Genomic DNA, 24,636 nt, shown 5'->3' on the forward strand with positions numbered 1-24,636 from the left:
GCTTAGCGTTGCGCCCCACACCTACAAGGTGTCGCGAGGCCTATTTCGGCTTGAACCGCTTGCTGGTCGGAAAGCCCTTGGGCGCCAGCTTGCCCGCCGCCGCACGCCGGCCCAGCCACTCGCGCCACTCGCCCCAGACACGGGTGCGGCCGGCGGTGTCGATCCAGGTCGCGCCCTCCTCGGCGTTGAACACCACCGCGTCGCGCAGGCCGCCTTCGCGGTAGGTCTGCAGCTTCACGCCCTTGCCGCGCGGCATCTCCGGCAGCTCCGACAGCGGGAAGATCAGGATCTTGCCGTTGTCGCCGATCACCCCGAAGTGGTCGCCGCTCATCGGCATGGCGAAGGCCGCGCCCTTGGCCCCGGCGTTCAGAACCTGCTTGCCGGCCCGGCGGAAGCTGACCGCCTCCTCCTCGGGCAGGATGAAGCCGTAGCCCTCCTTCGAGGCGATGACGCGCTTGGTCCCCGGCTTGTGGGGGAAGATGTCGATGATGTCGGTCTTGTCGTCGAGGTCGAGCATCAGCCGCAGCGGCTCGCCATGGCCGCGCGCACCCGGCAGCTTGTCGCAACCGATGGTGAAGAACCTGCCGTCCGAGGCGAAGATCAGCAGCTTGTCCGTCGTCTCGGCCGCGACGATGAAGCCGAGCTTGTCGCCTTCCTTGAACTTCAGTTCCGACGGGTCCTCGACCTTGCCCTTCGCCGCGCGGATCCAGCCGCGCTCGGACAGGATGACGGTGATCGGCTCGCGCACGATCATCGCCTCCATGGCCGCCTCGGCGTCCACCACCGGGGCGGTGTCGAAGGTCGAGCGCCGCTTGCCCAGGTTGGTGTCGGGGCCAAGGATCGCGCGCACGTCCTTCAGGCCAACGCCGACCAGGCGCCACTGGGCCTTGTCCGAGGCCAGCATCTTCAACAGGCCGTCGCGTTCCTCGGCCAACTCGGCGTGCTCGCGCCGCAGCTCCATCTCCTCCAGCTTGGCCAGTTGGCGCAGCCGGGTGTTGAGGATCGCGTCGGCCTGGATGTCGGAAAGCGCGAACGCCTCGATCAGCCGGGCCTTGGGCTCATCCTCGTAGCGGACGATGCGGATCACCTCGTCCAGGTTCAGGAAGGCGATGACCAGGCCGTCCAGGATGTGCAGCCGCGCTTCGATCTTGTCGAGGCGGAAGCGCGCCCGGCGCACCACCACCTCGCGGCGGTGATCCAGGAACGACTGCAGCAGCTGGCGCAGGCCCATGACGCCCGGCGCGCCCTTGGCGTCCAGCACGTTCATGTTGACCGGGAACCGGCTCTCAAGCGCCGAGAGCTTGAACAGGCTCTCCATCAGCACTTCGGGCTCGACGTTGCGGTTCTTGGGCTCGAGGACCAGGCGCACGTCCTCGGCGCTCTCATCGCGCACGTCGCCCAGCAGCGGGGCCTTCTTGGTCTCGATCAGGTCGGCCAGTTGCTCGACCAGATCGGCCTTCTTCACCTGATACGGGATCTCGGTGACGACGATCTGATAGGTCCCGCGGCCGGTGTCTTCCTTCTCCCAGCGCGCCCGCACCCGCACCCCGCCGCGACCGGTGGCGTAGGTCTCCAGCATGCTCTCGCGCGGTTCGACGATCACCCCGCCGGTCGGGAAGTCCGGGCCCTGGACGTGATCCATCAGCCGCGAGGTCTCGGCGTTCGGGTCCTCCAGCAGCACCAGGCAGGCGTCGATCAGCTCGGCGGCGTTGTGCGGAGGGATCGAGGTCGCCATGCCCACGGCGATGCCGCTCGAGCCGTTGGCCAGCAGGTTCGGGAACCCGGCCGGCAGCACCACCGGTTCCTCGTCCTCGCCGTCATAGGTCGGACGGAAGTCGACCGCGTCCTCATCAATGCCGTCCAGCAGCAGCTGCGCAGCGACGGTGAGCTTGCACTCGGTATATCGCATGGCCGCGGCGTTATCGCCGTCGATGTTGCCGAAGTTCCCCTGCCCGTCGACCAGCGGGTAGCGCTGGGCGAAGTCCTGGGCCAGGCGCACCAGGGCGTCGTAGACGGCGGTGTCGCCGTGCGGGTGGTACTTACCGATCACGTCGCCGACCACGCGGGCGCACTTCTTGGCCGTGGTGTTCGGGTCCAGCCGCAGCTGGCGCATGGCGTACATCAGCCGCCTGTGCACCGGCTTCATCCCGTCGCGCACGTCGGGCAGCGCCCGGCCGGTGATGGTCGAGAGCGCATATGCCAGATATCGCCGCGACAGCGCCTCGGTCAGCGGCTCGTCGATGATGCGGTCGCCGTCCCCGTCGCCGGGCGGTGGGATGTGCTTGGTCATGGTCGAATCAAACTCGCAGTTCAGTCCCGTTCTAACGGGCGACGCGACGGAAGTCGCCGCGGCCGATGCGGCCTAGAGCCGGTCGGACTCGATGAGCCGCTCCACCAGCCACACCCGCGCCGGGGGCAGCGGCCTGTTCACCGGCCCGAACACGAACAGCTCCAGGAAGTGCGCCGTCAGGTCCAGCCCCGCCTTGACGTCGCCGGCCGCCAGTCCGGTCTGGGCCGACAGCATGAACGGCGGCAACGGCAGCAGCCGATCCTTGTAGGGCTCGCCGGCCTTGCGGCTCACCGCCCGCCCGGTGCGCGGGCTGACATAGATCAGGTCGTCGACCTCGCCGGTCGCCGCGCACTTCGACAGGTCCATGCCGAAGCCCAGCTCTTGCAGCAGCCCGGCCTCGAAGCGCACGAACACCGCGGGCCAGATCTCCGGCAGCATCAGCGCCGCGGTCAGAGCCTCGAAGGCCAGGAAGACGCCGGGGTGCGGCTCGCGCTCGGGCAGCGCCGCAGCCGCCACCGCCGCAGCCGCCGACAGCCCGGCCAGCGCCATGCGATCGTCGAACAGCGCCGAGGGGCCCTCCCCCACCGGCTCCAGCTGCGCCGAGCCCAACTGATCCGACACCCTCGCCCGGTAGTGGACGATGGTCCGCGCCCCGGCTTGCAGGAACGGTTTCATCCGCCGCGAGGCCCCGCCGGCCACGTGGGCGGCGTACTTGCCGTGCCGCGCGGTCAGCAGCTCGACGATCGCCCCGGTCTCACCGTGGGCGCGGGCCGACAGCACATAGGCGTCGTCTTCGAATTCCATCAGCCGCGAACAACCGGGATCATGACGCCCAAACTAGGATGCTAGGCGTCGAAATCCAGGCCCACGTCGCCGTAGAACTCGCGCTTGTCGGCCCAGCGTTCGTCGACCTTCACGTGCAGGAACAGGTGCACCGGGCGGTCGAACAGCTCAATCAGCTCCTCGCGCGACTTCTGGCCGATCCACTTCAGGGTCTGGCCGTTCTTGCCCAGCACGATCGGGCGCTGGCTTTCGCGTTCGACATAGATCGACTGTTCGATCCGCACCGAACCGTCCTTGCGCTCCTGGAATGCGGTGGTCTCGACGGCGGCCGCGTAGGGCAGCTCCTCGTGCACGCGCAGGAACAGTTTCTCGCGGGTGATCTCGGCGGCCAGCAACCTCGCCGGCAGGTCGGCGGTCTGCTCCTCCGGATAGAGCCAGGGCCCCTCCGGCATCAGCTCGGCCAACCGCGCCTTCAGGTCGTCCACGCCTTGGCCGTCCGCGGCCGAGATCATGAACACCTCGGTGTAGACGCCGGTGTCGTAGAGCCCCTGCGCCAGGCCCAGCAGGCGCTCGCGCTTGACCCCGTCGATCTTGTTGAGCGCCAGGATCACCTTCTTGCCGGCGGTCTTCAGGCCCTCGACGATCATCTGCACGTCGGCGGCCGAGCGCTTGTCGGCGGACTTGGCGCCCGGCTCGGCGGCGGCCAGTTCGGCCTGCACGTCGACCAGGTGCACCGTCACGTCGGCCTCGTCGGCGCCGCCCCAGGCCGAGCGCACCATCGCCCGGTCCAGCCGGCGGCGTGGCGAGAAGATGCCGGGAGTGTCGACCAGCACGACCTGCGACTCGCCGGCCATGGCGACGCCACGCACCGGGAAGCGTGTGGTCTGGACCTTCTGGGTCACAATGGTGACCTTGGCCCCGACCAGGCGGTTGGTCAGGGTCGACTTGCCCGCATTCGGGGCTCCGATAATCGCGGCGAAGCCGGCGCGGGTGGTCATTGAGGTCCTTCGCGTTTGAGCAGCATCACCGTGGCCGCGGCCTTTTCGGCCTCCTGACGGGAACGGCCTTCGGCAAGTTCGGGTTCATAGTCGCCCACGCTCACCGACACGGTGAACGAGGGGGCGTGGTCAGGGCCTTCGCGGCCGACCACCTTGTAGAGGGGCAGCGCCAGGCCGCGGCCTTGCGCCCATTCCTGCAGCTGGGTCTTGGGATCCTTGATCTGCGGTGCGTCCAGGCGCTCGAACTCCTCGGCCCAGAACTCCAGAAAGAAGGCCCGGGCCGCTTCCAGCCCGTCGTCGATATAGATCGCCCCGATCAGCGCCTCGCAGGCGTCGCCCAGCACGGTGTCCTTGTCGCGCGCGCCGATCTTGCTGGCGCTGTGCGCCATGCGCAGGGCGCTGGGCAGGCCGATCCGCCGGGCGACCCGGGCGCAGGCGTGGTAGTTGACGAGCCCCGCCATCAGCCGGCTCATCTCCCCTTCCCGCGCCTCGGAATTCAACGCCATCAGCCGCTCGGCCGCGAGCAGGTTCAGCACCCGGTCGCCCAGGAACTCCAGCCGCTCATAGTGGCGGACCTTGTGCGCGCCATCGCCGACGCTGGCGTGCGTCAGCGCGCGCTCCAGAAGCTCGCGATCGTGGAAAACGTGGCCGATGCGGCCTTCCAGTTCGGCGACCGCGACTTCTCGTCTGTTCATTGGAGGATGTTGAAGAACCGGCTGGGCCGGGCGTTCAGCACCCAGGTCCAGGGCTTGAACAGCGACGCCCCTGGGTTCCATGACAAGAGGATGATCTGCGCCTTGCCGACCAGGTTCTCGGCCGGGACGAAACCGACCCCGATCTCCGCCGGGACCCGGCTGTCGAGCGAGTTGTCGCGGTTGTCGCCCATGAAGAAGAAGTGGCCTTCCGGCACCACGAAGGTCGGGGTGTTGTCCACGTCGCCGTCTGGGCCGAAGTCGTAGGTGATGAAGGTGCGGCCGCCCGGCAGCGTCTCCTGGAAGCGCTGGACGTTGCGGGTGAAGCCGTAGCCGGAATCGATCATGACCGGCGGCAGTTCCTTGTCGACGACTTCCTTGCCGTTGATCCACAGGCGGCCCTCGCGCATCTGCACCCGGTCGCCCGGCAGGCCGATCAGCCGCTTGATGTAGTCGGTGCGGCCGTCGCGCGGCAGCTTGAAGACGATGATGTCCCCGCGCTCGGGCGCGCGCTCCATGATCCGCCCCTTGAACAGCGGCGGGCTGAACGGGATCGAGTGGCGCGAATAGCCGTAGGAGAACTTCGAGACGATGATGTAGTCGCCTTCCAGCAGGGTCGGCTCCATCGAGGCCGACGGGATCGTGAACGGCTGGAAGAACAGCACGCGCAGGAACAGCGCGATGAGCAGCGCGTAGGCCACGGTCTTCACGATCTCGACGAAATCGTTCACCCCGCTGGCTTTGTCGGAAGCGGTCTCTGCGCGGTCGGTCATCTTCAATCCTTGGCCCGAAGCAGCGGACAGTTCGCCTAGCTAGACGTTGCATTGGCCTTGAGCAAGCACGCCGCAGAGGACTCTCCTCACGGCGCGATACGGCCAATTTGCGGCCAATCAAGCAAAGTCCAGGCCAGCATTGGGCTTTCTTGCGCACGAACCTCCTACGGCGGAATATCCAGCGTCTCTGGCCGCCGCCGCAACTTTCCTGCCTTGCCCCACGGCCGCCCGGGAGTATCACCAGACCATGATCCGTCCCGGCCTGCCGCTGACCCATGTGCTGCTCGCCCTCGCCGTCGTGGCGGTGTGGGGCACCAATTTCGTCGTCATCCGCATCGGGCTCGACCACCTGCCGCCGCTGACCTTCGCTGTGCTGCGCTTCACCTTCGCCCTGCTGCCGGCGGTGTTCTTCCTCAAAAAGCCGGACGTGCCCTGGAAGAACCTCGCCGCCTACGGCGTGCTGATCGGCGCCGGCCAGTTCGGACTGCTCTACATCGCCATCAACGGCTTCATCTCGCCGGGCCTGGCTTCGCTGGTGGTGCAGACCCAGGTGTTCTTCACCATCGGCCTGGCCATGTGGCTGGCCAGGGAACGCCTGCGGCCGTTCCAGATGCTCGCCCTGGCGCTCGCCGCCATCGGCTTGGCTGTCATCGTCAGCCATAACACCGACGCATCGGTCACGCCGCTGGGCCTGGCCCTGGTGCTGGCCGCAGCGGCCAGCTGGGCGGGCGGCAACGCCTTCTCCCGCGCCGCCGGCCAGGTGAACATGCTCGCCTATGTGGTCTGGGCCAGCCTCTTCTCCGTCCCGCCGCTGCTGGTCCTGGCCCTGGTCTTCGAGGGCCCCTCCGCGATGATCGAGGGCGTCCGCGCCGCCGACGCCGCCACCTGGGCCGCCGTGCTCTGGCAGTCGGTCGGCAACACCCTGTTCGGCTACGCCGCCTGGGGCTGGCTGCTGTCGCGCCACCCGGCCGCGACCATCACCCCGATGGCCATGCTGGTCCCGGTCTTCGGGATGGGCGCCTCGGCGGTGTTCCTCGGCGAGAGCCTGCCGCCCTGGAAGCTGCTGGCCGCCGCCCTGGTGATGAGCGGCCTGGCGCTGAATATCTTCTGGCCGCGGCTGGAACGGCGTCTCGTCAGGGCCTAGCTGTCGCGGCGAGGAGATCGCCATGCCCGAGCGCAAGACCGTCGACGCCTTCACCGCTCAGGTCCTCCGCGGCGATCATGTCGGGGCGATCGGCGACTGGTATCACGAAGACGCCTCCATGCAGGAAAACCAGGGCGAGCCGCGGGTCGGCCGCGACCTGCTGATGGACGGTGAGGCCCGTACCTTGGCCCGCTTCGCCCGCGTCGAGACCGAGTTGCTCGCCCCGCCGCTGATCGACGGCGACACCGTGGTGATCCGCTGGCGCTTCACCTTCGTGCCGCACGAGGGCCCGCCCAAATCCATGGAAGAAGTCGCCTGGCAGACCTGGCGTGGCGACAAGATCGCGCGCGAAACCTTCTTCTACGATCCGCGCCAGATGGCCTGAACGCTCGGTGTCATCCCGGTTTCGGCCTCAGGCCGAAGACCGGGACCCATGAACACCGGATCGATCAAGGTGAGGTTCGGCCAGCTACTCCGGCACCGCCTCGATGATCACGAAGGCCTGCGCATAGGGGTGGTCGTCGGTCAGCGACAGGTGGATCACCGCCCGGTGGCCCGGCGGCGTCATCTTGGCCAGCCGCTCGGCCGCGCCGCCGGTCAGGGCCATGGTCGGCTGTCCCGAACGCATGTTGACCACGCCCATGTCGCGCCAGAACACCCCGGCCCGCATGCCGGTGCCCAGCGCCTTGGCGCAGGCCTCCTTGGCCGCAAAGCGCTTGGCGTAGCTCGAGGCGCGGTCCGGCTTGCGCTCTGATCGGGTCCGCTCGATCTCGGTGAAGATACGGTTGGTGAAGCGTTCGCCGAACCGCTCCAGCGTCTCGGCGACCCGGCGAATGTCGGACAGGTCCGAGCCGATGCCGATGATCACGCCGCTTTCCCCACCCGCGCTTCGTCCATCAGCGCCCGCATCCGGTGGATCGCCGGCGTCAGGCCCACGAAGATCGCTTCGCCGATCAGGAAGTGGCCGATGTTCAGCTCCATCACTTCCGGAATCGCCGCGATCGGCTTGACGGTCTCATAGTCGATGCCGTGGCCGGCATGGACTTCCAGGCCCAGCCGTCCGGCTTCCGCAGCCGCGGCCCGTAGAGCTTCCAGCAGCGCCGGCGCTTGCGGCGAACGCTCGCGGACGGCGTCGCAATAGGCGCCGGTGTGGAATTCCACCACCTGCGCGCCCATGGCCTTGGCGGCGGCGGCCTGGGCCGGGTCGGCGTCGATGAAGCACGAGACCCGCACACCGGCTGCGACCAGCTTGGCCACCACCGGGGCGATATGGTTGTGGCCGCCGACCACGTCGAGACCGCCCTCGGTCGTGCGCTCCTCGCGCCGCTCGGGCACCAGGCAGGCGGCGTGCGGCAGGTGGGCCAGGGCGATGGCTTCCATCTCCTGCGTCACCGCCATCTCGAAGTTCAGCGGTCGCCCGCGCTTGCGGGTGATCGCCGCCAGCGCCTCGATGTCGGCGTCCGAGATGTGGCGACGGTCCTCGCGCAGGTGGGCGGTGATGCCGTCCGCGCCTGCGGCGATGGCCAGTTCGGCCGCGCGCACAGGATCGGGATAGTTGCTCCCACGGGCGTTCCGGATGGTCGCCACGTGGTCGATGTTCACGCCCAGCCGCAGCTTGCTCACTTGCTCAGTCTCCGGCTGCCCGGGTCCTCGACCGGGATCGCCGCCAGCTCAGGCGGCAGTTGGTCGGCCGGATAGGCCGGCACGTCCAGCCGGGCCAGGGCCACGAACGGCGCGCCAGGATCGGCCCGACCGCCCGAACGGTCGACGATGCAGGCGGCGACGACGACATTGCCGCCGGCCTTCTTGATGGCTTCCACGCACTCGCGCGACGACAGGCCGGTGGAGACAATGTCCTCGACCATCGCGATCCGCGCGCCAGGCGGGATTTCGAAGGCCCGGCGCAGCTTGAATTCGCCGCCTTCGCGCTCGACGTACATCGACGGCACGCCCAGCTGCCGTGCGGTCTCGTAGCCCGGGATGATCCCGCCCACGGCCGGCGAGATGCAGAGGTCGACCTCGCCCACGGCTTCCTTGATCTTCGCGGCCAGCGCCTTGCACAGCCGCGCGGTGCGCTCCGGATACTGGAACACCAGGTTCTTCTGCAGGAACGTCCCGGAATGCAGGCCGCTCGACAGCACGAAATGGCCTTCGCGCAGCGCGCCCGAGGCGCGGAATTCTTCCAGGACGTCTTCAGTGTTCATGTCGGGTCTCCTGACTTTGCGGATTACCGAACCCCCGGCATGCTGTCATCGACCAATTCGCCTGGGGAGGACCGACCGGTGAAGCTGTTCCAGACCTACGACTCGCCGTTCCCCAGCCGGGTGCGGCTGCTGCTCTACGCCAAGGGGATCGAGGTCGAGATCATCCACCCGCCCGGCTTCGGCGCCTCCGAGGAGACCAAGGCCGAATACCTCAAGGTGAACCCGATCGGCCGGGTGCCGACCCTGGTCCTCGACGACGGCCGCGCGCTGCCGGAGTCGGAGGTGATCTGCGAGTACCTCGAAGACGCCTATCCCGAACCCGCCCTGCGGCCGGCCGATCCCTGGGACCGCGCGCAGATGCGGCTGCTGTCGCGGATCTGCGACTTCTACGTGGTCATGGCCATGGTCCCGCTGTTCACTCTCGCCGGCCGTTCGCGCCGCCACTGGGAGCCGGCCGTGGTCGAGGCCGCCGCCAGCCAGCTGGCCGAGGCCCTGGCCTATCTGGAAGACTTCATCGGAACCGACGGCTATGCGGTCGGCCAGGGCCTGACCCAGGCCGACGGCGCCATCGCCCCGCAGCTGGTGCTGGCTAGCGAATGGATTCCCAGCGTGTTCGGCACGCCCGACCCGCTGCTCGCCCTGCCCCGGCTGGCGGCCTACTGGAAGGCCATCCAAACCGACCCGATCATCGCCCGCATCCTCGACGAGACCCGCCAAGGCATCCTGGTCCAACAGCAGACGGCCCGCGACCGTGCGGCCAAGGCGGTCTGACCGGCGCCGCCAGGGGTCTGCCGGCCGAAGAGGTCAAGACCGCCGAGGCGGCACAGCCGAAGCCCAAGGCGCCGGCCGTCTTGCGCCCGGCCTGCCCGCGCGCGTCCACTACGGCGCCCCCTAAAACGCCGACAGGTCGGGCCGCCGCCCGTTCCATCCCGACACCGCCTCGTACGCTGCCGCCAGGGCGACGACGGATGCCTCGTCGGCCATCCGCCCCATGATCTGCAGGCCGGCCGGCAGGCCGCCGTCGGTCAGCCCCATCGGCACGCTGGCGGCCGGCAGATTCAGGTAGTTGCCGGCCCGGGTCATGGCCGAGAACGGTGAGGCGGTCTCATCGACGTCCTCGATTGGCGGCGCCGGGATCGGCAGCGTCGGCGAGAGCAGCGCGCCGTAGGGCGCCATCCAATCCTGGAACTCCCGTTGATCATCCGCTCGCCGGGCCAGCGCGCGAGCCAACTCCGCGTCGGTGACGCTGCGGCCGGCCTCGAACCGCTTGACCACCCAACGATCCATGAGCTCGCCGTTCGTCGCGATGTGCGGACCGCGCACCCGCCAGCCCTCGGCCGCCATCAACCAGCCGTTTGGAATGAAGTAATCGGCGAACGGCCTCGGCGTGCGGGCGGTCTCGATCTCCACGCCCAGGACCGCCAGGGCGCCGACCGCGGCCTGGTACAGTTCCGCCACCTGCGGGTCGATCGCCGGCATCGCCTCCATCGGCAGCACCGCCACCTTCCAGCCGCGCACGTCCATCGCCAGCGCCGTCGCCGCCTCGAACCGCGGGCGCACGGCGCCGCCGCCGTCCGGACCGGAGATCACCTCCAGCACCCGCGCGGCGTCCGCCACCGAGCGGGCCAGCGGACCCAGCGTGTCCAGGCTGGGCGCCAGGTCGTGCACGCCCCGCGTCGAGACCAGCCCGCGTCCGGGTTTTAAGCCCACTACGCCGCAGGCGGCGGCCGGGATCCGGATCGAGCCGCCGGTGTCGGTGCCCAGCGCCACTTCGCAGAGGCCGCTCGCCACCGCCACCGCCGAGCCGCTGGACGAGCCGCCTGGCGCGCGATGCACGGCCCCGTCCCAGGGGTTCCACGGCGCGCCGACCGATCGATTGGTGCCCCAGCCGCCGAACGCCAGCTCGACCGTATGGGTCTTGCCCACCGCCAGGTAACCGGCGTCGAGCAGCCGCTGGACCGCCACGGCATGGTCCTTCGGCGCAGCGTCCAGCGGAACCACCCCGCCGCCGCCCGTCGGCACGCCGGCCACGTCGATCAGGTCCTTGATCGCAAACGTCGGTCCATGGCTCGTCCCCAGCGGCGGGTCGAACACCTGGGTGAAGGCGTGCAGCCGCTCGCCCAGCCGGCGACGTTCGCCTGCGCTCACCATGTCCAGCTCCAATCCTTGGCGCTCGCCCGGCAGCCGCCGTCGCTCCAGCCGCTCCAGCCGCGCCCTCGCACCACCTCGCCGGCCAGCTGACCGGTCGGCTCGCCGTCCTTCAGCGCCTGCCTGCCGTTGACGAACACGTCGCTGACCCCGACAGCGAACTGCTTGGGCTGCTCATAGGTGCCGACGTCGCCGATGGTCGCCGGATCGAACACCACCACGTCCGCATAGTAGCCGGCCTTCAGCATTCCGCGGTCCTTCAGCCCCAGGTTCTGGGCCGGGAACGCCGACAGCCGCCGCACCGCGTCGGCCAGGCTCGTCGTCTTCTCCTCGCGCACGTACTTGCCCAGCAGCCGCGCAAAGTTCCCGTAGGCCCGCGGATGGGTGCTCGACTTCAGGAACGCGCCCTCGGGCGCCTGGGCCGAGGCGTCCGAGCCGAAGCTCATCCAGGGCAGCGCCGTCTGCCGGGCCACGTTCTGCTCGGACATCAGGAAATAGACCACCTGCACCCGGCTGCCGTCTTCGATCACCAGGTCGATGGCCGCGTCCTCGGGCGACACGCCGCGGTCCTTGGCCACCTGGGCCAGGGTCTTGCCGGTCAGCCCCTTCAGAGCCGGGTTCTTGAAGCCGACCAGCAGCGTGCCCTCGGCCCCGGCATGGCGATAGAGGTTTTCGAAGGCCGGCTTGTCCTGCCGCATCTCGGCGATGACCTTGGCGCGGGTGGCCGGGTCCTTCAGGCGTTGTGTCCAGCTCTCCACCCCGCCGGCCTGCACCCAGGGCGGCATGGCCGCGTCCAGGCCCGTCGAGCCAGCCGTATAGGTGTACATGTCCGCGGTGATCCGATGGCCCGCCGCCCGCGCCGCCTCGATACGGGCGATCGCCGGGTCCAGCTTGTCCCAGTTGCCCTTGCCGGCCTGCTTCAGGTGATAGATCTCGGCCGGCGCGCCGGATTGCCTGGAGATGTCGATCAGCTCGTCGATGGCCTCCAGCAGCCGGTCGGCCTCCGAGCGCATGTGGCTGATATAGATCCCGCCGCAGCGGCCCGCCTCGCTCGCCAGCGCGACCAGCTCCGGGGTCTCGGCATAGCTGGCCGGCGCATAGATCAGTGACGATCCGACCCCCAGCGCTCCGTCTTGCATCGCCTCTACGACCAGCTTGCGCATCGCCGCCAGCTGCTGCGGCGTCGGGTCGACGTCGCCCTCGCCCAGCACATGCTCGCGCACCGTCGCCGCGCCCACGAACGAGGCGACATTCAGCGCCGTTCCGCGCTTGGTCAGCCACGTCAGGTATTCGTCCAGGCTGGTCCAGGCGATGTCGTACTTGATGTCGCCCATGCGCTGGGTTTCCAGCCGCTTCATCTGCGGGCTCAGCGGCCCCATGGAACTGCCCTCGCCCATCACCTCCAAGGTGACGCCCTGTTTCAGGTCCGACAGCCCGCGCGGGTCGGCGATCAGGCTGTCTGTGGCCCACGACAGCATGTTGATGAAGCCGGGCGAGACCGCCTTGCCGCCGGCGTCGATCACCGTGCGGGCGCTCTCGGGCGCCTTGGGCCCGACATAGGCGATGCGGTCCTCGGCGATCGCGACCTCGCCCTTGAACGGCGCCCCGCCCGAGCCGTCATAGATCTGGGCGTTGCGGATCAGGACGTCATAGGCCGGGGGCGACGTCGCCTGGGCGGCAGTGGCGGCGAGCAGGACGGCGGCGAGCGCGAGCGGCTTGTGCATGGCGCCCATGTGACGGGAGAATCCGCGCCGTGTCAGGCCCCGCAGAACGGGCGCCGCGAAGTTTGTTCCACCAGGCCGGGAACCTATGCGCGCCTGCCCGGTTCAAGCTCATGTCTACGGACATGTCCGATCCCCGAAACGCAAACTCGAGATCGGCTTGGAGCCCAGAAGCGCCAGACGGCCTTCTGGGCTTTTTCATCCGCCTTCGGATTTTTTTCGGTCGGCCGGAACCCATCGTCCGGGTCGCCCGTTGATCAAACGGTTGGAGATGAAAGTCGAAAACCAGCCCGACAAATCAGCCAGCGATGGAAAACGATAGTCGGACTTGAAGCCCGGTGGGTCCTCGACCCCCGGGCTTCGCTGTTATGAGCGCACGATCGCCTCGCCGCCGCGCCCTCGGAACGCCCGCCGTTCCTGGCCGTTTGCCGCAGAGGCCGGCCCCCGTCGCCGGCTCCCCCAGGTACGGAGTCCCGACATGAAAGTCGCCGATTGCATGACCCGCAACGTCAAGATGGCCAGTCCGCAGGAGTCCCTACGCGACGCTTCGAGGATGATGGCCGAGCTCGACGCCGGCATCCTGCCCGTCGCCGACGGCGATCGGTTGGTCGGCATGATCACCGACCGCGACATCTGCGTGCGCGGCATCGCGCTGGGCAAGGGCCCGGACGCCAAGGTCGCCGACGTGATGAGCCGCGAGGTCAAATACTGCTTCGAGGACGACGACAGCGACGCCATCCTGCGCAATATGGGCGACATACAGGTGCGCCGCCTGCCGGTGCTCAACCGCGACAAGCGGTTGATCGGCATCGTCTCCCTGGCCGACCTCGCCTCGGTCGGCCAGACCTCGCGCACCGGCGAGGCGCTCGGCGGCATCGTGCGGCCGGGCGGCGAACACTCGCAATCTGTCCATTGACGGCGAAGGCGGCGCGCATGGCGCGCGCCGTCACCCTTTGGCTCGGTCGACCGTCTCAATACTGGGATAGGCGCGCAGCGCCGCGGCGATATTGGTCAGGTGCCGGGCGTCCTTGACCTCGACGTCGAAGTCCACGTCGAAGAAGTCCGACTGCCGCCGGTGCATGCGCAGGTTGACGATATTGCCGCCCGCCTCGCCGATCGCCGTGCAGGCCTGGCCCAGCACGCCGGGCGCGTTGCGGATGGTGGCGGTCAGCTTGGACAGCGTCACCGTGTTGCGTTCGGCCTCGGGCGTCCATTGCAGGTCGCGCCACAGTTCCTCGCGGTCTTCGAACTCGGCCAGCCGCGCGCAGTCGATGGTGTGCACCGTCAGGCCGGTGCCGTCCGGCTCCAGGATGCCGACGATGCGGTCGCCCGGCACAGGCGTGCAGCACTGGCCAAAGTTCAGCGAAACGCCCGGCGTCAGCCCGCCGCCGCGCACATAGAGCCGCGCGCCCTTGCCGCCTTCGATCCGGCGCGTCGCCGCCGCGGCCTCGCGAGCGGCGGCCTTCAGACCCGGGAAAATGACGTCCAGCACCTGGGTTGGCGCGATCCGCCCGCGGCCGACTAGCTCGAACAGGTCCTCCTCGCTGGCCACCGCAAACCGCTCCAGCGACGGCTTCAGCAGCACGTCCTTGCGCGACTTGCCGGCCCGCTCGAAGGTCTGGTCCAGGCTCGCCCGGCCCAGGCGCACGAACTCTTCGCGCTCGGTTTGGCGGATATGCCGGCGGATCGCCGAACGGGCACGCCCGGTGACGGTCAGCGAACGCCAGTCCGGCGGCACCACCGGCTTGGTCCCGCGGATCACCTCGACCACGTCGCCGTTCTGCAGCGTCGTGCGCAGCGGCTTCAGCTCGCCGTTGATCTTCACGCCGATGCAGGTGTCGCCGACATCGGTATGGACCGCGTAGGCGAAATCCAGCGGCATCGCCCCGCGCGGAAGGCTCACCAGCCTGCCCTTCGGCGTGAACACGAACACCTGGTCGAGGTACATCTCGAGCTTGGCGTGCTCGACCAGTTCCTCGACGTCGCCGCCGTGCTCCAGCACCTGGACCAGGTGGCGCAGATTGACCAGCGGGTCGCGCCCGCCGCCGGCGGCCTGGTCCTCGGGGTCGAAGCCATAGGACGAGTTCTTGTAGCGCCAGTGCGCCGCCACGCCGTCCTCGGCGATCCGGTCCATGGTCTCGGTGCGGATCTGCATCTCGATCCGCATGCCCTTGGGCCCGACCACGGTCGTGTGCAGCGAGCGGTAGTTGTTGCGCTTGGGGGTCGAGATGAAGTCCTTGAACCGCTCAGGCACGCTCGGCCAGGCGCGGTGGATCACCCCCAGGGCCGCATAGCAATCGGCCTCGGTATCGACGATCACCCGGAACGCGTAGATGTCGGAAAGCTGAGAAAATCCAATCGATTTTCGCTGCAGCTTGCGCCAGATTGAATAGGCGTTCTTCTCGCGCCCGAAGACCCGGGCCGGAATGCCGGCGGTCTCCAGCTTGGCGGCGATTTCGCCGGAGACGATCGAGACCGCCGCGCCCTGCTCGATGCGCAGAGCCTCCAGCCGCCGGCCGATCGCGTCGCGCGCCACCGGGTTCAGGTGCTCGAAGCACAGCTCTTCCAGCTCGGTGCAGATCCGGTGACAGCCGATCGAGCGCGCCAGCGGCGCATAGATGTCCAGGGTCTCGCGCGCGATCCGCTCGCGCTTGGCCGGGCTGGAGATGTAGTGCAGCGTCCGCATGTTGTGCAGGCGGTCGGCCAGCTTGACCATCAGGACCCGCACGTCCTTGGAAATGGCCAGGATGAACTTGCGCAGGTTCTCGGCCTGCTTGGTGCGCTCGCTGTTCAGTTCCAGCTTGGTGAGCTTGGTGACCCCCTCGACCAGCTCGGTGATCTCGGGCCCGAACAGCGCGCGGATGTCGTCGGGCGTGACCGGCGTGTCCTCGATCACGTCGTGCAGCAGCGCAGTGACGATGGTGGCGGTGTCCAGCCGGTAGTCGGTCAGGATCCCCGCCACCTCGATCGGGTGGGCGAAATAGGGGTCGCCCGACGCGCGCTTCTGCGACCCATGCATGCGCATGGCGTAGACATAGGCGCGGTTCAGGACCGCCTCGTCGGCGGTGGGGTCGTACGAGCGGACCTTCTCGATCAGCTCGTACTGGCGAAGCATCTTCGGCCGCTGCTTGGCGACCGGCGCATCGATTTTGTCGGCGGGCGGTTGTTGAGGCGCCGCCGTGACGGTGAGGGGTTCTGCGCCTTCCGGGCTCAGTACCGCTCCTCCTGGCCGCCGTCACGGTCGCTCTGAAGCGCGCGAACCAGTTCCAGCTCGCTCATCTGCATGTGGGTCGGATCCGCCAGCAGGGCCAGGGTTTCGGCCTCCTCCTCGGCTTCCGAACGCTCATCGACGCGCTGCAGCGTGCCGATCAGGTTTTCCCGCAGGTCGTCGGCGTCCACCACGTCGTCGGCGATCTCGCGCAGCGACACGACCGGGTTCTTGTCGTTGTCGCGGTCGACCATCAGCGGGGCGCCGGCGGAAATGGCGCGGGCGCGATGGGCCGCCAGCAGCACGAGGCTGAAGCGGTTGGGGACCTTCTCGACGCAATCTTCGACGGTGACGCGGGCCATGGAATCCTCAGAGCGACGGTAGAACCGCACAAAATAGAGGGTCCGCGTCGATTGTGCAACGCCGCATACCCTCGGAAAACGAAGCTCAGGCGCCGCAGAGCCCGGCTTCGCGCAATACATCGTCGGTGGTCTCGAACACCGCGCTCGGCCGCTGGGCCCGCAGGATGTCGGCCGTGGCGTAGCCCCAGGTCACCGCCCCGGCAGCCAGGCGCATCTGCCGCGCTGCCTCGATGTCGCGCACCTCGTCGCCGACGCTCAGCACGTCGGCCTCGGCCACCCCGGCCGCGCGGATCACCTGCCGGAACTTGGCCGCCTTGCCGAAGATCGACGCCCCGCAGCCGTAGTACGCCACCAGGCCGGCCAGCTCCCGCCCCAGCACCTGGCGGACCACCGCCTCCCCGTTCGAACTGACGACGGCCACCTTCACGCCGCGCGCCGCCAGGCGGCGCAGCATGTCGGCCACGCCCGGGAACAGGGCGATCGTCGGCGCGGCCTGCGCCGCCAGCTTGCGCATGTGCGCGGCGATGAACGGCAGCTTCCAGGGGCTGACCTTCAACGCCTGCATGATCTCGCGATTGGGCCGCCCGCGCAGCTCGGCCATCTCGGCCAGGTCGATCTCGCGAAAGCCGTAGCGGCGCGCCACGCCGTTCAGCGCGCCGGCGAACCAGGCGGCGCTGTCGGCCAGCGTACCGTCGAAGTCGAAGATGATGAGCCGATAGCCCACGGGCCGATCCTGCCGCCTCGAAAGGGGCCGCGCCGTATACCCGCCTGACGGGCGCGTCAACTTCGGCGATCGCCCTGCGACGTTATAGCGGGGTCGAGTCCAGCCCGACCGTGGCGCTCGCCGCCAGCTCGGCCGCCGTCCGCCCCAGCACCGGATGGCGCCACTCGGGCGCGATCTGCGCCAACGGCCCCATGACGAACAGCCGCTCGTGCGCCCGCGGATGCGGCAGGGTCAGTTCCGGGTCGTCGGAGACGATTCGACCATGGGCGATGAGGTCGAGATCGAGCGTCCGCGGCGCGTTCCGGACGCTGCGCATGCGTCCGAATTCGTTCTCCAGCATGAACAATGTTCGGATTAGCGCCTGCGGCGAAAGCCGAGCCTCGACAAGCACAACGCCGTTGCGATACTCCTGATCGCTCGGGTCGGGCCAGGCGGCCGAACGCCACCAGGACGACCGACGCAGGATGGGCAATCCCGCCTCCGCGAAACGAGCAAGCGCCGCCTCGAGAAGGGCTTCGGACGAACCATAGTCGCCGGCGACATTACCGCCCAAGGCGACAACAGCAGCCTCGTCCGGACTTACGCCCAGAGACATTTTCGCAGGATTATTCGCACTCATGACTTTCTACCCTACGGACAGGCTGGCGCTCTTCATTGACGGAGCGAACCTGTACTCCGCCGCCAAGGGGCTGGGCTTCGATATCGACTATCGCAAGCTGCTGGAAGAGTTCCGCAAGCGCGGCGTGCTGGTGCGGGCCTATTACTACACCGCCCTGGTCGAGGATCAGGAATATTCGCCGATCCGCCCGCTGGTCGACTGGCTCGACTACAACGGCTTCCGGCTGGTGACCAAACCGGCGCGCGAATACACCGACGCCCAGGGCCGCAAGCGCTGGCGCGGCGACATGGACGTCGAGATCGCCGTCGACATGATGGAGATGGCCGCCCACGCCGACCATCTGGTGCTGTTCTCCGGCGACGGCGACTTCCGGGTCCTGGTCGAGGCTGTGCAGCGTCGTGGTTCGCGCGTCACCGTGGTCTCGACGGTCAAGTCGCAGCCGCCGATGGCCTCGGACGACCTGCGCCGCCAGGCCGACAACTTCGTGGATCTCGCCGACCTCGCCGACATCATCGGCCGGCCCTCGCGCCTGCCGCGCTTCATCCAGGAAAGCCGCGCCGCCCGCGACGAGCACGGCCACGACGTCGACGCCGAGCTCTGATGTCCGTTGAACTTTGGGGCGCCGAGCCGCCCCGCGACTGCCCGCTGTGCCCGCGCCTGGTGGCCTACCGCCAGGCCAACGCCGCTCAGAACCCCGACTGGTGGAACGGCCCAGCCCCGTCGCTCGTGCCGGTCGGCGGACCACAGAGCGTGCGCCTGCTGGTGGCGGGTCTTGCCCCCGGCCGCACCGGCGCCAACCGCACCGGCCGCCCCTTCACCGGCGACCATGCCGGCTGGATGCTCTACGACACCCTCTTCAAGACCGGCTTCGCCAACGACAAGTTCGACGCCCGCACCGACGACGGCCTCGAACTGTACGACTGCATGATCACCAATGCGGTCCGCTGCGCCCCGCCCGGCAATAAGCCCGAGACCAGCGAAGAGAACACCTGCCGCCCGTTCCTGACCCAACGGTTCAAGGACCTGCCGAACCTCAAGGTGATCGTCACCCTGGGCGACGTCTCGCGCCGCAACGTGCTCAAGGCCCTGGGCCTGAAGGCTTCCGCCGGCATTCCGGGCCACGGCACTGAATTTCAGGCCGGCCCCTACATCGTGCTGAACAGCTACCACTGCTCGCGGCTCAACACGAACACTGGCCGCCTGACCGCGCCGATGTTCGAGGCCGTCTTCCGCCGTGCCCGCGAGTTGGCCGACGCCTAGCGGCTCCAGTAGAAGTACCGCCAGGCCTGCGTGAACCCGGCGCGCCGATAGAGACTGCGCGCGCCGGCGTTACCTTCCTCGACCTGCAGGAATACGCGCTCCACGCCCCGCGCCTGGGCCGCGGCCGCCAGCCCTGCCAGCACGCGACCAGCCAGCCCCTCGCCTCGCCGCGAGGCGTCCGTGCGCATGCCATGCACGCTGGCCCACCCATGGCCGAAGGCGGCGACACCGACCGCCAGAGTCAGGTCGCCCTCCGAAATTCCGCCATAGACTGCGTCCGGCGAACGCGTCAGCGCCGCCACCCGATGACGGCCGTCCGCCTCGTCGAAGCCTTCGCTGGTGAACACTCGGGCCCAACCGGCGTCTGGTGCCTGCGTCAGCTCCGCCGCCGCGCCGCGGGCCGCGGCGATCATGCCGGCCGCGCCGCCGACCTTGACCAGCGTCGGCTGCTCGAAGCCATAGCCGCGCCGCGCCAGTTCGGCGCGCACGGCCTGCAGTCCGGGCGCGTCGGCGACCCGGAACGCGGGCGCCAAGCCGCGCGCGGCATAGGCCACCTCGATCTGCTCGATCACGCCGGGATCGGCCGCCAGCTTATGGCTCAGCGGCACTGCGCTCGCAGCCCTGCGAATGGTTCCGTCGTTCAGGGCGACCAGCCAGCCGCCGATCTCCAGCGCCTCGCGCGGCGCGACCGCCGCGACGGTCGCCCGCTCGATCGCCTCGACGTCAGCCCCGGTCACGCAGCAGCCGGGCCTTGTCGCGCTGCCAGTCGCGCTCGGCTGTCGCCTCGCGCTTGTCATGCGTCTTCTTACCCTTGGCCAGCGCGATCTCCAGCTTGGCCAGGCCCTTGTCGTTCCAATAGAGCTTGGTCGGGATGATCGTACGCCCCTCGCGGGTCACGGCGCCGATCAGCTTGTCCAGCTGCTTGCGGTGCAGCAGCAGCTTCCGGTGCCGCCGCGGCTCGTGATTGAAGCGGTTGGCCTGGGCGAACGGCGGGATATCCGAGTTGATCAGCACCACCTCGTCGCCCTCCACCGAGGCGTAGGACTCGGCGATGTTGGCCCGCCCGTTGCGCAGCGACTTGACCTCCGACCCGGTCAGCATCAACCCCGCCTCGAAGGTCTCTTCGAGGAAGTAGTCGTACCGCGCGCGGCGGTTCTCTGCGATCAGCTTGCCAGCCATCAGATGACGCCGGCTTCCCTCATCCCGGCCAGCACCTCGGCGCGCGAGGCCTCCGACGCCGGCACGATCGGCAGGCGCGCGTCCTCGGTGCAGAGGCCCAGGTGAGCCAGGGCGAACTTGGTCGGCGCCGGCGAGGCGTCAGAAAACAGCGAGCGGTGCAGGCGGAACAGGCGGTCCTGCCAATAGAGCGCGGTCTTCCAGTCGTCGCCCATGGCGGCGTTGTAGAAGGTGGCGCACAGGTCTGGCGCGATATTGGCGGTGACCGAGATGCAGCCGTGGCCGCCGTGGGCCATGTAGCCCAGAGCGGTCAGGTCGTCGCCCGACAGCAGCACCCAGTCCTCGCCGCACAGCTGGCGCTGGACGGTGGCGCGGGTCATGTCGGCGGTGGCGTCCTTGATGCCGATGATGTTCGGCAGCTTCGACAGCCGGCCCAGGGTCTCGTTGCTGATGTCCACCGCGGTGCGGCCGGGCACGTTGTAGACCAGCACCGGCAGCTGCACCGCCTCGTTGATCGCCGCGTAGTGGGCGTAGAGGCCCTCCTGGCTGGGGCGGTTGTAGTACGGCGTCACCACCAGGGCGGCGTCCGCGCCGATGGTCTTGGCGTGCTGGACCAGCTCGATCGCCTCGTCGGTCGAATTGGAACCGGCGCCGGCGACCACCGGCACGCGGCCGGCGGCGGTCTTCACGGCCAGCTCGACCACCCGGCGGTGTTCGTCATGGGAAAGCGTCGCGGTCTCGCCGGTCGTGCCCACGGGCACGATGCCGTGGACGCCGCCCGCGATCTGACGCTCGACGAGGGCCACGAACGCCTTCTCGTCCACCGCGCCGTCGCGGAACGGAGTCACCAGGGCCGGCATCACGCCCTTGAACAAGGTATCTGACATGGTCTGCAAAAAGCCGTGAAAGCGAGGCCAGTTGTTGCGGCCTCATGATTTGGCCGGACAATATGGCGGGGCGCCCCCGCGCCGCAACATAGTTTCATCCTTCAGCGAGACCGGAGTTCGTCACCTTGCCGTCCAAGGCCCGTAAAGCGTTTCTGACCACCGCCTCGATCGCCCTGCTGGCCACCGTGGCCAATGCCCAGGCGCCGGCCGGGGGGGCTCCGGCCCAGGGACCCTACCGGCCGTTCTCCGGCGCCGATCGCCCGCCCTCTGAGGGTCCGCGCCCGATCGAGCTGACCCAGACCCCGCCGACGGCTTATCGCCAGTCGCTGTCGATGACCGATTCCACGACCCTCGCTTCCGCCCTCGCCGCGGCCAAGCGCGGCGACGTCACCACCGCCCGGTCCGCCATCGCCGCGCTCTCCGACCCGATCGCCAAGAAGCTCGCCACCTGGGCCCTGGCCGACTCGTCGGCGGAATCGATGTCGTTCTTCGAGCTCGACCAGGCTCGCCGCGATCTCGCCGGCTGGCCCCGCGCGGGCCGCCGTCAGCTCGGCGCTGAAAAGCTGCTTGAGACCTCGGGCCAGACGCCCCAGCAGGTCATCGCCTGGTTCGGCGGCTCCGATCCCCAGACCGCCGAGGGCGCCATGGCCCTAGCCAGCGCCTATCAGGCCAGCGGCCGCCAACAGGACGCCCAGGACCTGATCCGCCGCTTCTGGCGCGACAAGCTGTTCGAGGTGACGCCCCAGCGCACCATGCTGGCCCGCTTCGGCGCGATGCTGACGCCTGAGGACCACGTCCGCCGCGCCGACATCCTGCTCTATGGTCCGCAGGGTCCGGCCGCGCGCGACATCCTGCCGCTGCTGCCGCCCGACCAGCTCCAGGTCGCCCAGGTGCGGATGGCCTACCGCGCCGGGTCCTCGGCCGCCAATGACCAGGCTAACGCCCTGCCCGGCAATCTTTCCAACGATCCGGGCGTCGCCTTCGAACGCGCCAGCTTCTACCGCCAGCGCAACCTCGAGACCCTGGCGCTCGCCAATCTCCGCTACTTCCCCACCGACCTGGCGCACGGCGACATGGCCGACCGCATCTGGGCCGAGCGCTATCGCCTGATCCTCTACGCCCTGCGCAACGGCGACGCCGCCGGCGCCTACGCCGCCGCCGCCAATAGCGGCCTGACCACCGGCGGACCGGCCGCCGACGCCGAGTTCTACGCCGGCTGGATCGCCCTCACCCGCCTGAAGCGGCCCGACCAGGCCGCCGTCCACTTCGCCAACCTGGAGCGGATCGGCCAGTCGCCGATCACCCGCGGCCGCGCCTTCTACTGGCAGGGCCGCACCGCCGAAGCGCGCGGCGACCAGGCCGCGGCCAAGGGCTTCTACGCCGCCGGCGCCAAGTTCAACACGACCTTCTACGGCCAGCTCGCCACCGAAAAGCTCGGCCAGCCGCTGGTGCTCGGATCGGACCCGCAGGTCACCCAGGCCGATCGCGCGCGGTTCGAGAGCCGCGACACGGTGCGCGCCGCCCGCCTGCTCTACGAGATCGGCAATCGCGACCTCTTCAAGACCTTCGTACTGGCGCTGGACGACATCCTGCCGACGGTCGAGGAACAGGCCCTGCTGGTCGACCTGGCGCGCGGCTACGGCGACCAGGACACCTCGATGAAGGTGGTGCGGACCGCCGCCCAGCGCGGGTTCATCCTGCCCGAACGCGGCTATCCGCTGCGCAACCCGCCGCCGGTGGCCGGCGCGCCCGAACCCGCCCTCACCCTTGGCATCACGCGCCAGGAAAGCGGCTTCGACCCCATGGCCCGCTCGGGGGCCGACGCGCGCGGGATGATGCAACTGCTGCCCGCCACCGCCGCCAGCACCGCGCGTGGCCTGGGCATGAGCTTCGAGACCTCGATGCTCTGGCAGCCTGACTACAACATGCAGCTGGGCCAGGCCTTCCTCGGCCGGCAGATCAACAACTTCTCGGGCTCGTACCCGATGGCGATCGCCGCCTACAATGCCGGGCCGGGCCGCCCCCCGCAGTGGGTGCAGTTCTGCGGCGACCCGCGCGGCGGCTCGACCGATCCCATCGATTTCGTCGAGTGCATTCCGTTCTCGGAAACCCGCAACTACGTGATGCGGGTCATGGAGGGCATGCAGGTCTATCGCGCCCGCCTGGCCGGCGGCTCCGCGCCGATCACGCTCAGCGCCGACCTAAAGCGCGGTTCGTACGGCGGCTATGCCGGGCCGGCCGCCCCGCAGCAACCGTTGCCCCTGGGCGGAGCGAACGCGCCGATCCCTAATCCCTAGGGACCGGCGCTCGCGGCGCGCGCTCTACTTCGCGCCGTTTCCGAACCGCTTGCGGAAGTCCTCAAGGCGGATCGTAAAGTCGTCAGCGGCCAGGAACTCCTGGTCGCTCATCTTCGGCTGCTCGACCTTGCGGTACCAGGCCGCGTATTCGGGCGTCTCGCCGGAGAATTTCTTGTAGTAGGTCGAATAGGTTCGGACCTTGATGACCGGCGTCTCGCCGCTCATGTCGAAGGTCATGAACCGCATCCAGCCGTCGCCGATGCCGACCGGCCAGGCGGCCTTCACCCCGGCCGCGATCGCCGTCTGTCCGCGATCCTGATAGTCGGCCAGCACCTGATGCACCATCGCCCCGCCGGCTCCGGCGTCGGCGCGATAGGCTTGGCCGTGCTGGTGGCCGTTGAGCGCCAGGAAGATCTGCGGGTGGCGGCTCAGGAACTTGTTCCACACCGCCTCGGGATTGTTGTGCTCGGGATGGACCATGGCCATGTCGACCATTGGGTTCGGGGCCCGCTCGCCGGCGGTGTTCAGGTGGTCGTGGGTGCTGACGATGGTCGGCAGCCCCGGATGGGCGGCGATCACCTTCGCCGCCCATTCCAGCACCTCGTCGCTCGGCGCCATCTCCAGGCCGATATGCAGGAAGCGGTAGCCGCCCGCGGTGAAGATCTGCGCGCTGTCGGCCCCGCCGTTGAAGGAGGCGACATACCAGGGCTTGTCCTTGAAGAACGCGGTCTGCGCCCCGAAGACCTCACGCCAGTTGTCCAGCCCGCCCGGGTGCAGCATCCCGTACGGCCGCGGATGGTCGCCCGGGCTCATAAAGTCCTTGATCGGCAGGTAGCGGGAGTCCGTCCACATCGCGTCGTAGTCGTGATTGCCCGGAACCACCGAGAACGGCGTCTTGCCGGCGATGATCTCGAAGCCCTGCTTGGCGGTCGGCATCTCGACGCTGCGGACCTTGTCGGTCGGCGCGAAGTGGGCGTCCAGCAGCGGGTTGGCGCCCTTGCTGACGCCGAACCCCGCATGGGCCTCGTCGAACGGCTTGGTCTGGTGCTGCCAGGTGTCGCCCAGCGAAGTGACGAAGGCGATGTCCCCGCCGTTCGTCTGCAGCCGGCTGGCGATGTAGCTCATCTGCTCGAAGAACAGCTCGCGCGCATTGAACGGAAAGCCCTCGGCCTTCTGGTGGGTGTAGTCGACATAGTTCTGGGTGTCGGGGATCACCGCCAGGGTGAAGCTGTCGTCTTTCGCCCAAGCCGCGGCGGGGGCGAACATGGCGGCGCTGGCGGCCAGGGCCAGCGCCAGCGCCAGCGCCAGACGGCGTGTCTTGCCGATCATAAAATCTCTCCGGAATTGGGG

The 24,636-nt window shown here is 68.9% G+C and carries 25 protein-coding genes; 7 read left to right on the forward strand and 18 right to left on the reverse strand.

Annotation, left to right across the window (positions count from 1 at the left end; translation table 11 throughout):
* Positions 1-40: 40 nt before the first annotated feature.
* The 5 genes from parC to lepB form a co-directional block, all read right to left on the reverse strand.
* Entirely contained in the window at positions 41-2,290 is a 2,250-nt protein-coding gene (gene parC, locus O4N75_RS13700) for a DNA topoisomerase IV subunit A (protein WP_269626071.1), read from the reverse strand.
* 72 nt (positions 2,291-2,362) lie between these two features.
* Positions 2,363-3,094 (reverse strand): DNA repair protein RecO, encoded by a 732-nt coding sequence (gene recO, locus O4N75_RS13705; protein ID WP_269626072.1) that lies wholly within the window; start codon positions 3,092-3,094, stop codon positions 2,363-2,365.
* Between the two features lie 41 nt (positions 3,095-3,135).
* Positions 3,136-4,071 carry a GTPase Era gene (gene era / locus O4N75_RS13710; protein WP_267232812.1) on the reverse strand — a complete coding sequence of 312 codons (936 nt, stop codon included), beginning with the start codon at positions 4,069-4,071 and terminating at the stop codon, positions 3,136-3,138.
* Positions 4,068-4,766 carry a ribonuclease III gene (gene rnc / locus O4N75_RS13715; protein ID WP_269626073.1) on the reverse strand — a complete coding sequence of 233 codons (699 nt, stop codon included), beginning with the start codon at positions 4,764-4,766 and terminating at the stop codon, positions 4,068-4,070. The genes era and rnc overlap by 4 nt, the downstream gene beginning before the upstream one ends.
* A complete protein-coding gene (gene lepB / locus O4N75_RS13720; RefSeq protein ID WP_269626074.1) occupies positions 4,763-5,536 on the reverse strand; it encodes a signal peptidase I in 774 nt (257 codons plus the stop codon). The genes rnc and lepB overlap by 4 nt, the downstream gene beginning before the upstream one ends.
* A gap of 247 nt (positions 5,537-5,783) precedes the next feature.
* Here lepB and O4N75_RS13725 point away from each other — a divergent pair, with 247 nt between their 5' ends.
* Together O4N75_RS13725 and O4N75_RS13730 are read left to right on the forward strand one after the other, a co-directional pair.
* Positions 5,784-6,680, forward strand: coding sequence for an EamA family transporter (locus O4N75_RS13725; RefSeq protein ID WP_269626075.1), 897 nt, complete (start codon positions 5,784-5,786; stop codon positions 6,678-6,680).
* Between the two features lie 22 nt (positions 6,681-6,702).
* Positions 6,703-7,065, forward strand: a complete 363-nt coding sequence (locus O4N75_RS13730) for a nuclear transport factor 2 family protein (protein ID WP_269626076.1) — start codon at positions 6,703-6,705, stop codon at positions 7,063-7,065.
* Positions 7,066-7,149: 84 nt separating this feature from the next.
* Here O4N75_RS13730 and acpS read toward each other — a convergent pair whose 3' ends face one another.
* Genes acpS through pyrE form a run of 3 tightly spaced genes read right to left on the reverse strand, consistent with a single transcriptional unit; the run spans position 7,150 to position 8,884 of the window.
* A complete protein-coding gene (acpS, locus tag O4N75_RS13735) occupies positions 7,150-7,548 on the reverse strand; it encodes a holo-ACP synthase (RefSeq protein ID WP_269626077.1) in 399 nt (132 codons plus the stop codon).
* Positions 7,545-8,303 (reverse strand): pyridoxine 5'-phosphate synthase, encoded by a 759-nt coding sequence (locus O4N75_RS13740; RefSeq protein ID WP_269626078.1) that lies wholly within the window; start codon positions 8,301-8,303, stop codon positions 7,545-7,547. The genes acpS and O4N75_RS13740 overlap by 4 nt, the downstream gene beginning before the upstream one ends.
* Positions 8,300-8,884, reverse strand: coding sequence for an orotate phosphoribosyltransferase (gene pyrE / locus O4N75_RS13745; RefSeq protein ID WP_269626079.1), 585 nt, complete (start codon positions 8,882-8,884; stop codon positions 8,300-8,302). Before pyrE ends, O4N75_RS13740 begins: the two co-directional genes overlap by 4 nt.
* Before the next feature lie 78 nt (positions 8,885-8,962).
* On the opposite strand from pyrE, the gene O4N75_RS13750 reads away from it, so the two are divergent.
* Positions 8,963-9,655 carry a glutathione S-transferase family protein gene (locus O4N75_RS13750; protein WP_269626080.1) on the forward strand — a complete coding sequence of 231 codons (693 nt, stop codon included), beginning with the start codon at positions 8,963-8,965 and terminating at the stop codon, positions 9,653-9,655.
* 120 nt (positions 9,656-9,775) lie between these two features.
* Here the strand turns inward: O4N75_RS13750 and O4N75_RS13755 are convergent, their stop codons facing one another.
* Both O4N75_RS13755 and O4N75_RS13760 read right to left on the reverse strand, forming a co-directional pair.
* Positions 9,776-11,035, reverse strand: coding sequence for an amidase (locus O4N75_RS13755; protein ID WP_269626081.1), 1,260 nt, complete (start codon positions 11,033-11,035; stop codon positions 9,776-9,778).
* Positions 11,029-12,756: a D-aminoacylase gene (locus O4N75_RS13760; RefSeq protein ID WP_269626082.1), complete on the reverse strand. Its 1,728-nt coding sequence runs from the start codon at positions 12,754-12,756 to the stop codon at positions 11,029-11,031. Before O4N75_RS13760 ends, O4N75_RS13755 begins: the two co-directional genes overlap by 7 nt.
* A gap of 475 nt (positions 12,757-13,231) precedes the next feature.
* Here O4N75_RS13760 and O4N75_RS13765 point away from each other — a divergent pair, with 475 nt between their 5' ends.
* On the forward strand, positions 13,232-13,669 hold the full coding sequence (locus O4N75_RS13765) for a CBS domain-containing protein (RefSeq protein ID WP_269626083.1): 438 nt from the start codon (positions 13,232-13,234) through the stop codon (positions 13,667-13,669).
* Positions 13,670-13,699: 30 nt separating this feature from the next.
* Here O4N75_RS13765 and O4N75_RS13770 read toward each other — a convergent pair whose 3' ends face one another.
* From O4N75_RS13770 to folK, 4 genes are all read right to left on the reverse strand, one after another.
* Entirely contained in the window at positions 13,700-15,868 is a 2,169-nt protein-coding gene (locus O4N75_RS13770) for a bifunctional (p)ppGpp synthetase/guanosine-3',5'-bis(diphosphate) 3'-pyrophosphohydrolase (RefSeq protein ID WP_269626084.1), read from the reverse strand.
* Between the two features lie 95 nt (positions 15,869-15,963).
* A complete protein-coding gene (rpoZ, locus tag O4N75_RS13775) occupies positions 15,964-16,323 on the reverse strand; it encodes a DNA-directed RNA polymerase subunit omega (RefSeq protein WP_183770296.1) in 360 nt (119 codons plus the stop codon).
* A gap of 85 nt (positions 16,324-16,408) precedes the next feature.
* On the reverse strand, positions 16,409-17,047 hold the full coding sequence (locus O4N75_RS13780; RefSeq protein ID WP_269626085.1) for an HAD hydrolase-like protein: 639 nt from the start codon (positions 17,045-17,047) through the stop codon (positions 16,409-16,411).
* Positions 17,048-17,129: 82 nt separating this feature from the next.
* A complete protein-coding gene (gene folK, locus O4N75_RS13785; protein ID WP_348649500.1) occupies positions 17,130-17,666 on the reverse strand; it encodes a 2-amino-4-hydroxy-6-hydroxymethyldihydropteridine diphosphokinase in 537 nt (178 codons plus the stop codon).
* Here folK and O4N75_RS13790 point away from each other — a divergent pair.
* Both O4N75_RS13790 and O4N75_RS13795 read left to right on the forward strand, forming a co-directional pair.
* Positions 17,665-18,267: an NYN domain-containing protein gene (locus tag O4N75_RS13790; RefSeq protein WP_269626087.1), complete on the forward strand. Its 603-nt coding sequence runs from the start codon at positions 17,665-17,667 to the stop codon at positions 18,265-18,267. The two genes, folK and O4N75_RS13790, sit on opposite strands and share 2 nt — an antisense overlap.
* A complete protein-coding gene (locus O4N75_RS13795; RefSeq protein WP_269626088.1) occupies positions 18,267-18,926 on the forward strand; it encodes a uracil-DNA glycosylase in 660 nt (219 codons plus the stop codon). Before O4N75_RS13790 ends, O4N75_RS13795 begins: the two co-directional genes overlap by 1 nt.
* Here O4N75_RS13795 and O4N75_RS13800 read toward each other — a convergent pair.
* From O4N75_RS13800 to dapA, 3 genes are read right to left on the reverse strand one after another with little or no spacing between them, the layout of a single operon-like run.
* A complete protein-coding gene (locus O4N75_RS13800) occupies positions 18,923-19,663 on the reverse strand; it encodes a GNAT family N-acetyltransferase (RefSeq protein WP_269626089.1) in 741 nt (246 codons plus the stop codon). The genes O4N75_RS13795 and O4N75_RS13800 overlap by 4 nt on opposite strands.
* A complete protein-coding gene (smpB, locus tag O4N75_RS13805; RefSeq protein ID WP_267232838.1) occupies positions 19,650-20,105 on the reverse strand; it encodes an SsrA-binding protein SmpB in 456 nt (151 codons plus the stop codon). The genes O4N75_RS13800 and smpB overlap by 14 nt, the downstream gene beginning before the upstream one ends.
* Positions 20,105-20,989 carry a 4-hydroxy-tetrahydrodipicolinate synthase gene (dapA, locus tag O4N75_RS13810; RefSeq protein WP_269626091.1) on the reverse strand — a complete coding sequence of 295 codons (885 nt, stop codon included), beginning with the start codon at positions 20,987-20,989 and terminating at the stop codon, positions 20,105-20,107. Before dapA ends, smpB begins: the two co-directional genes overlap by 1 nt.
* 125 nt (positions 20,990-21,114) lie before the next feature.
* Here dapA and O4N75_RS13815 point away from each other — a divergent pair, with 125 nt between their 5' ends.
* On the forward strand, positions 21,115-23,286 hold the full coding sequence (locus O4N75_RS13815) for a lytic transglycosylase domain-containing protein (protein WP_269626092.1): 2,172 nt from the start codon (positions 21,115-21,117) through the stop codon (positions 23,284-23,286).
* 24 nt (positions 23,287-23,310) lie between these two features.
* Here O4N75_RS13815 and O4N75_RS13820 read toward each other — a convergent pair whose 3' ends face one another.
* Complete coding sequence (locus tag O4N75_RS13820; protein ID WP_269626093.1) at positions 23,311-24,615, reverse strand: serine/threonine protein phosphatase; 1,305 nt, start codon at positions 24,613-24,615, stop codon at positions 23,311-23,313.
* Positions 24,616-24,636 lie beyond the last annotated feature (21 nt).

The organism is Phenylobacterium sp. NIBR 498073 (assembly GCF_027286305.1).
GTDB lineage: Bacteria > Pseudomonadota > Alphaproteobacteria > Caulobacterales > Caulobacteraceae > Phenylobacterium.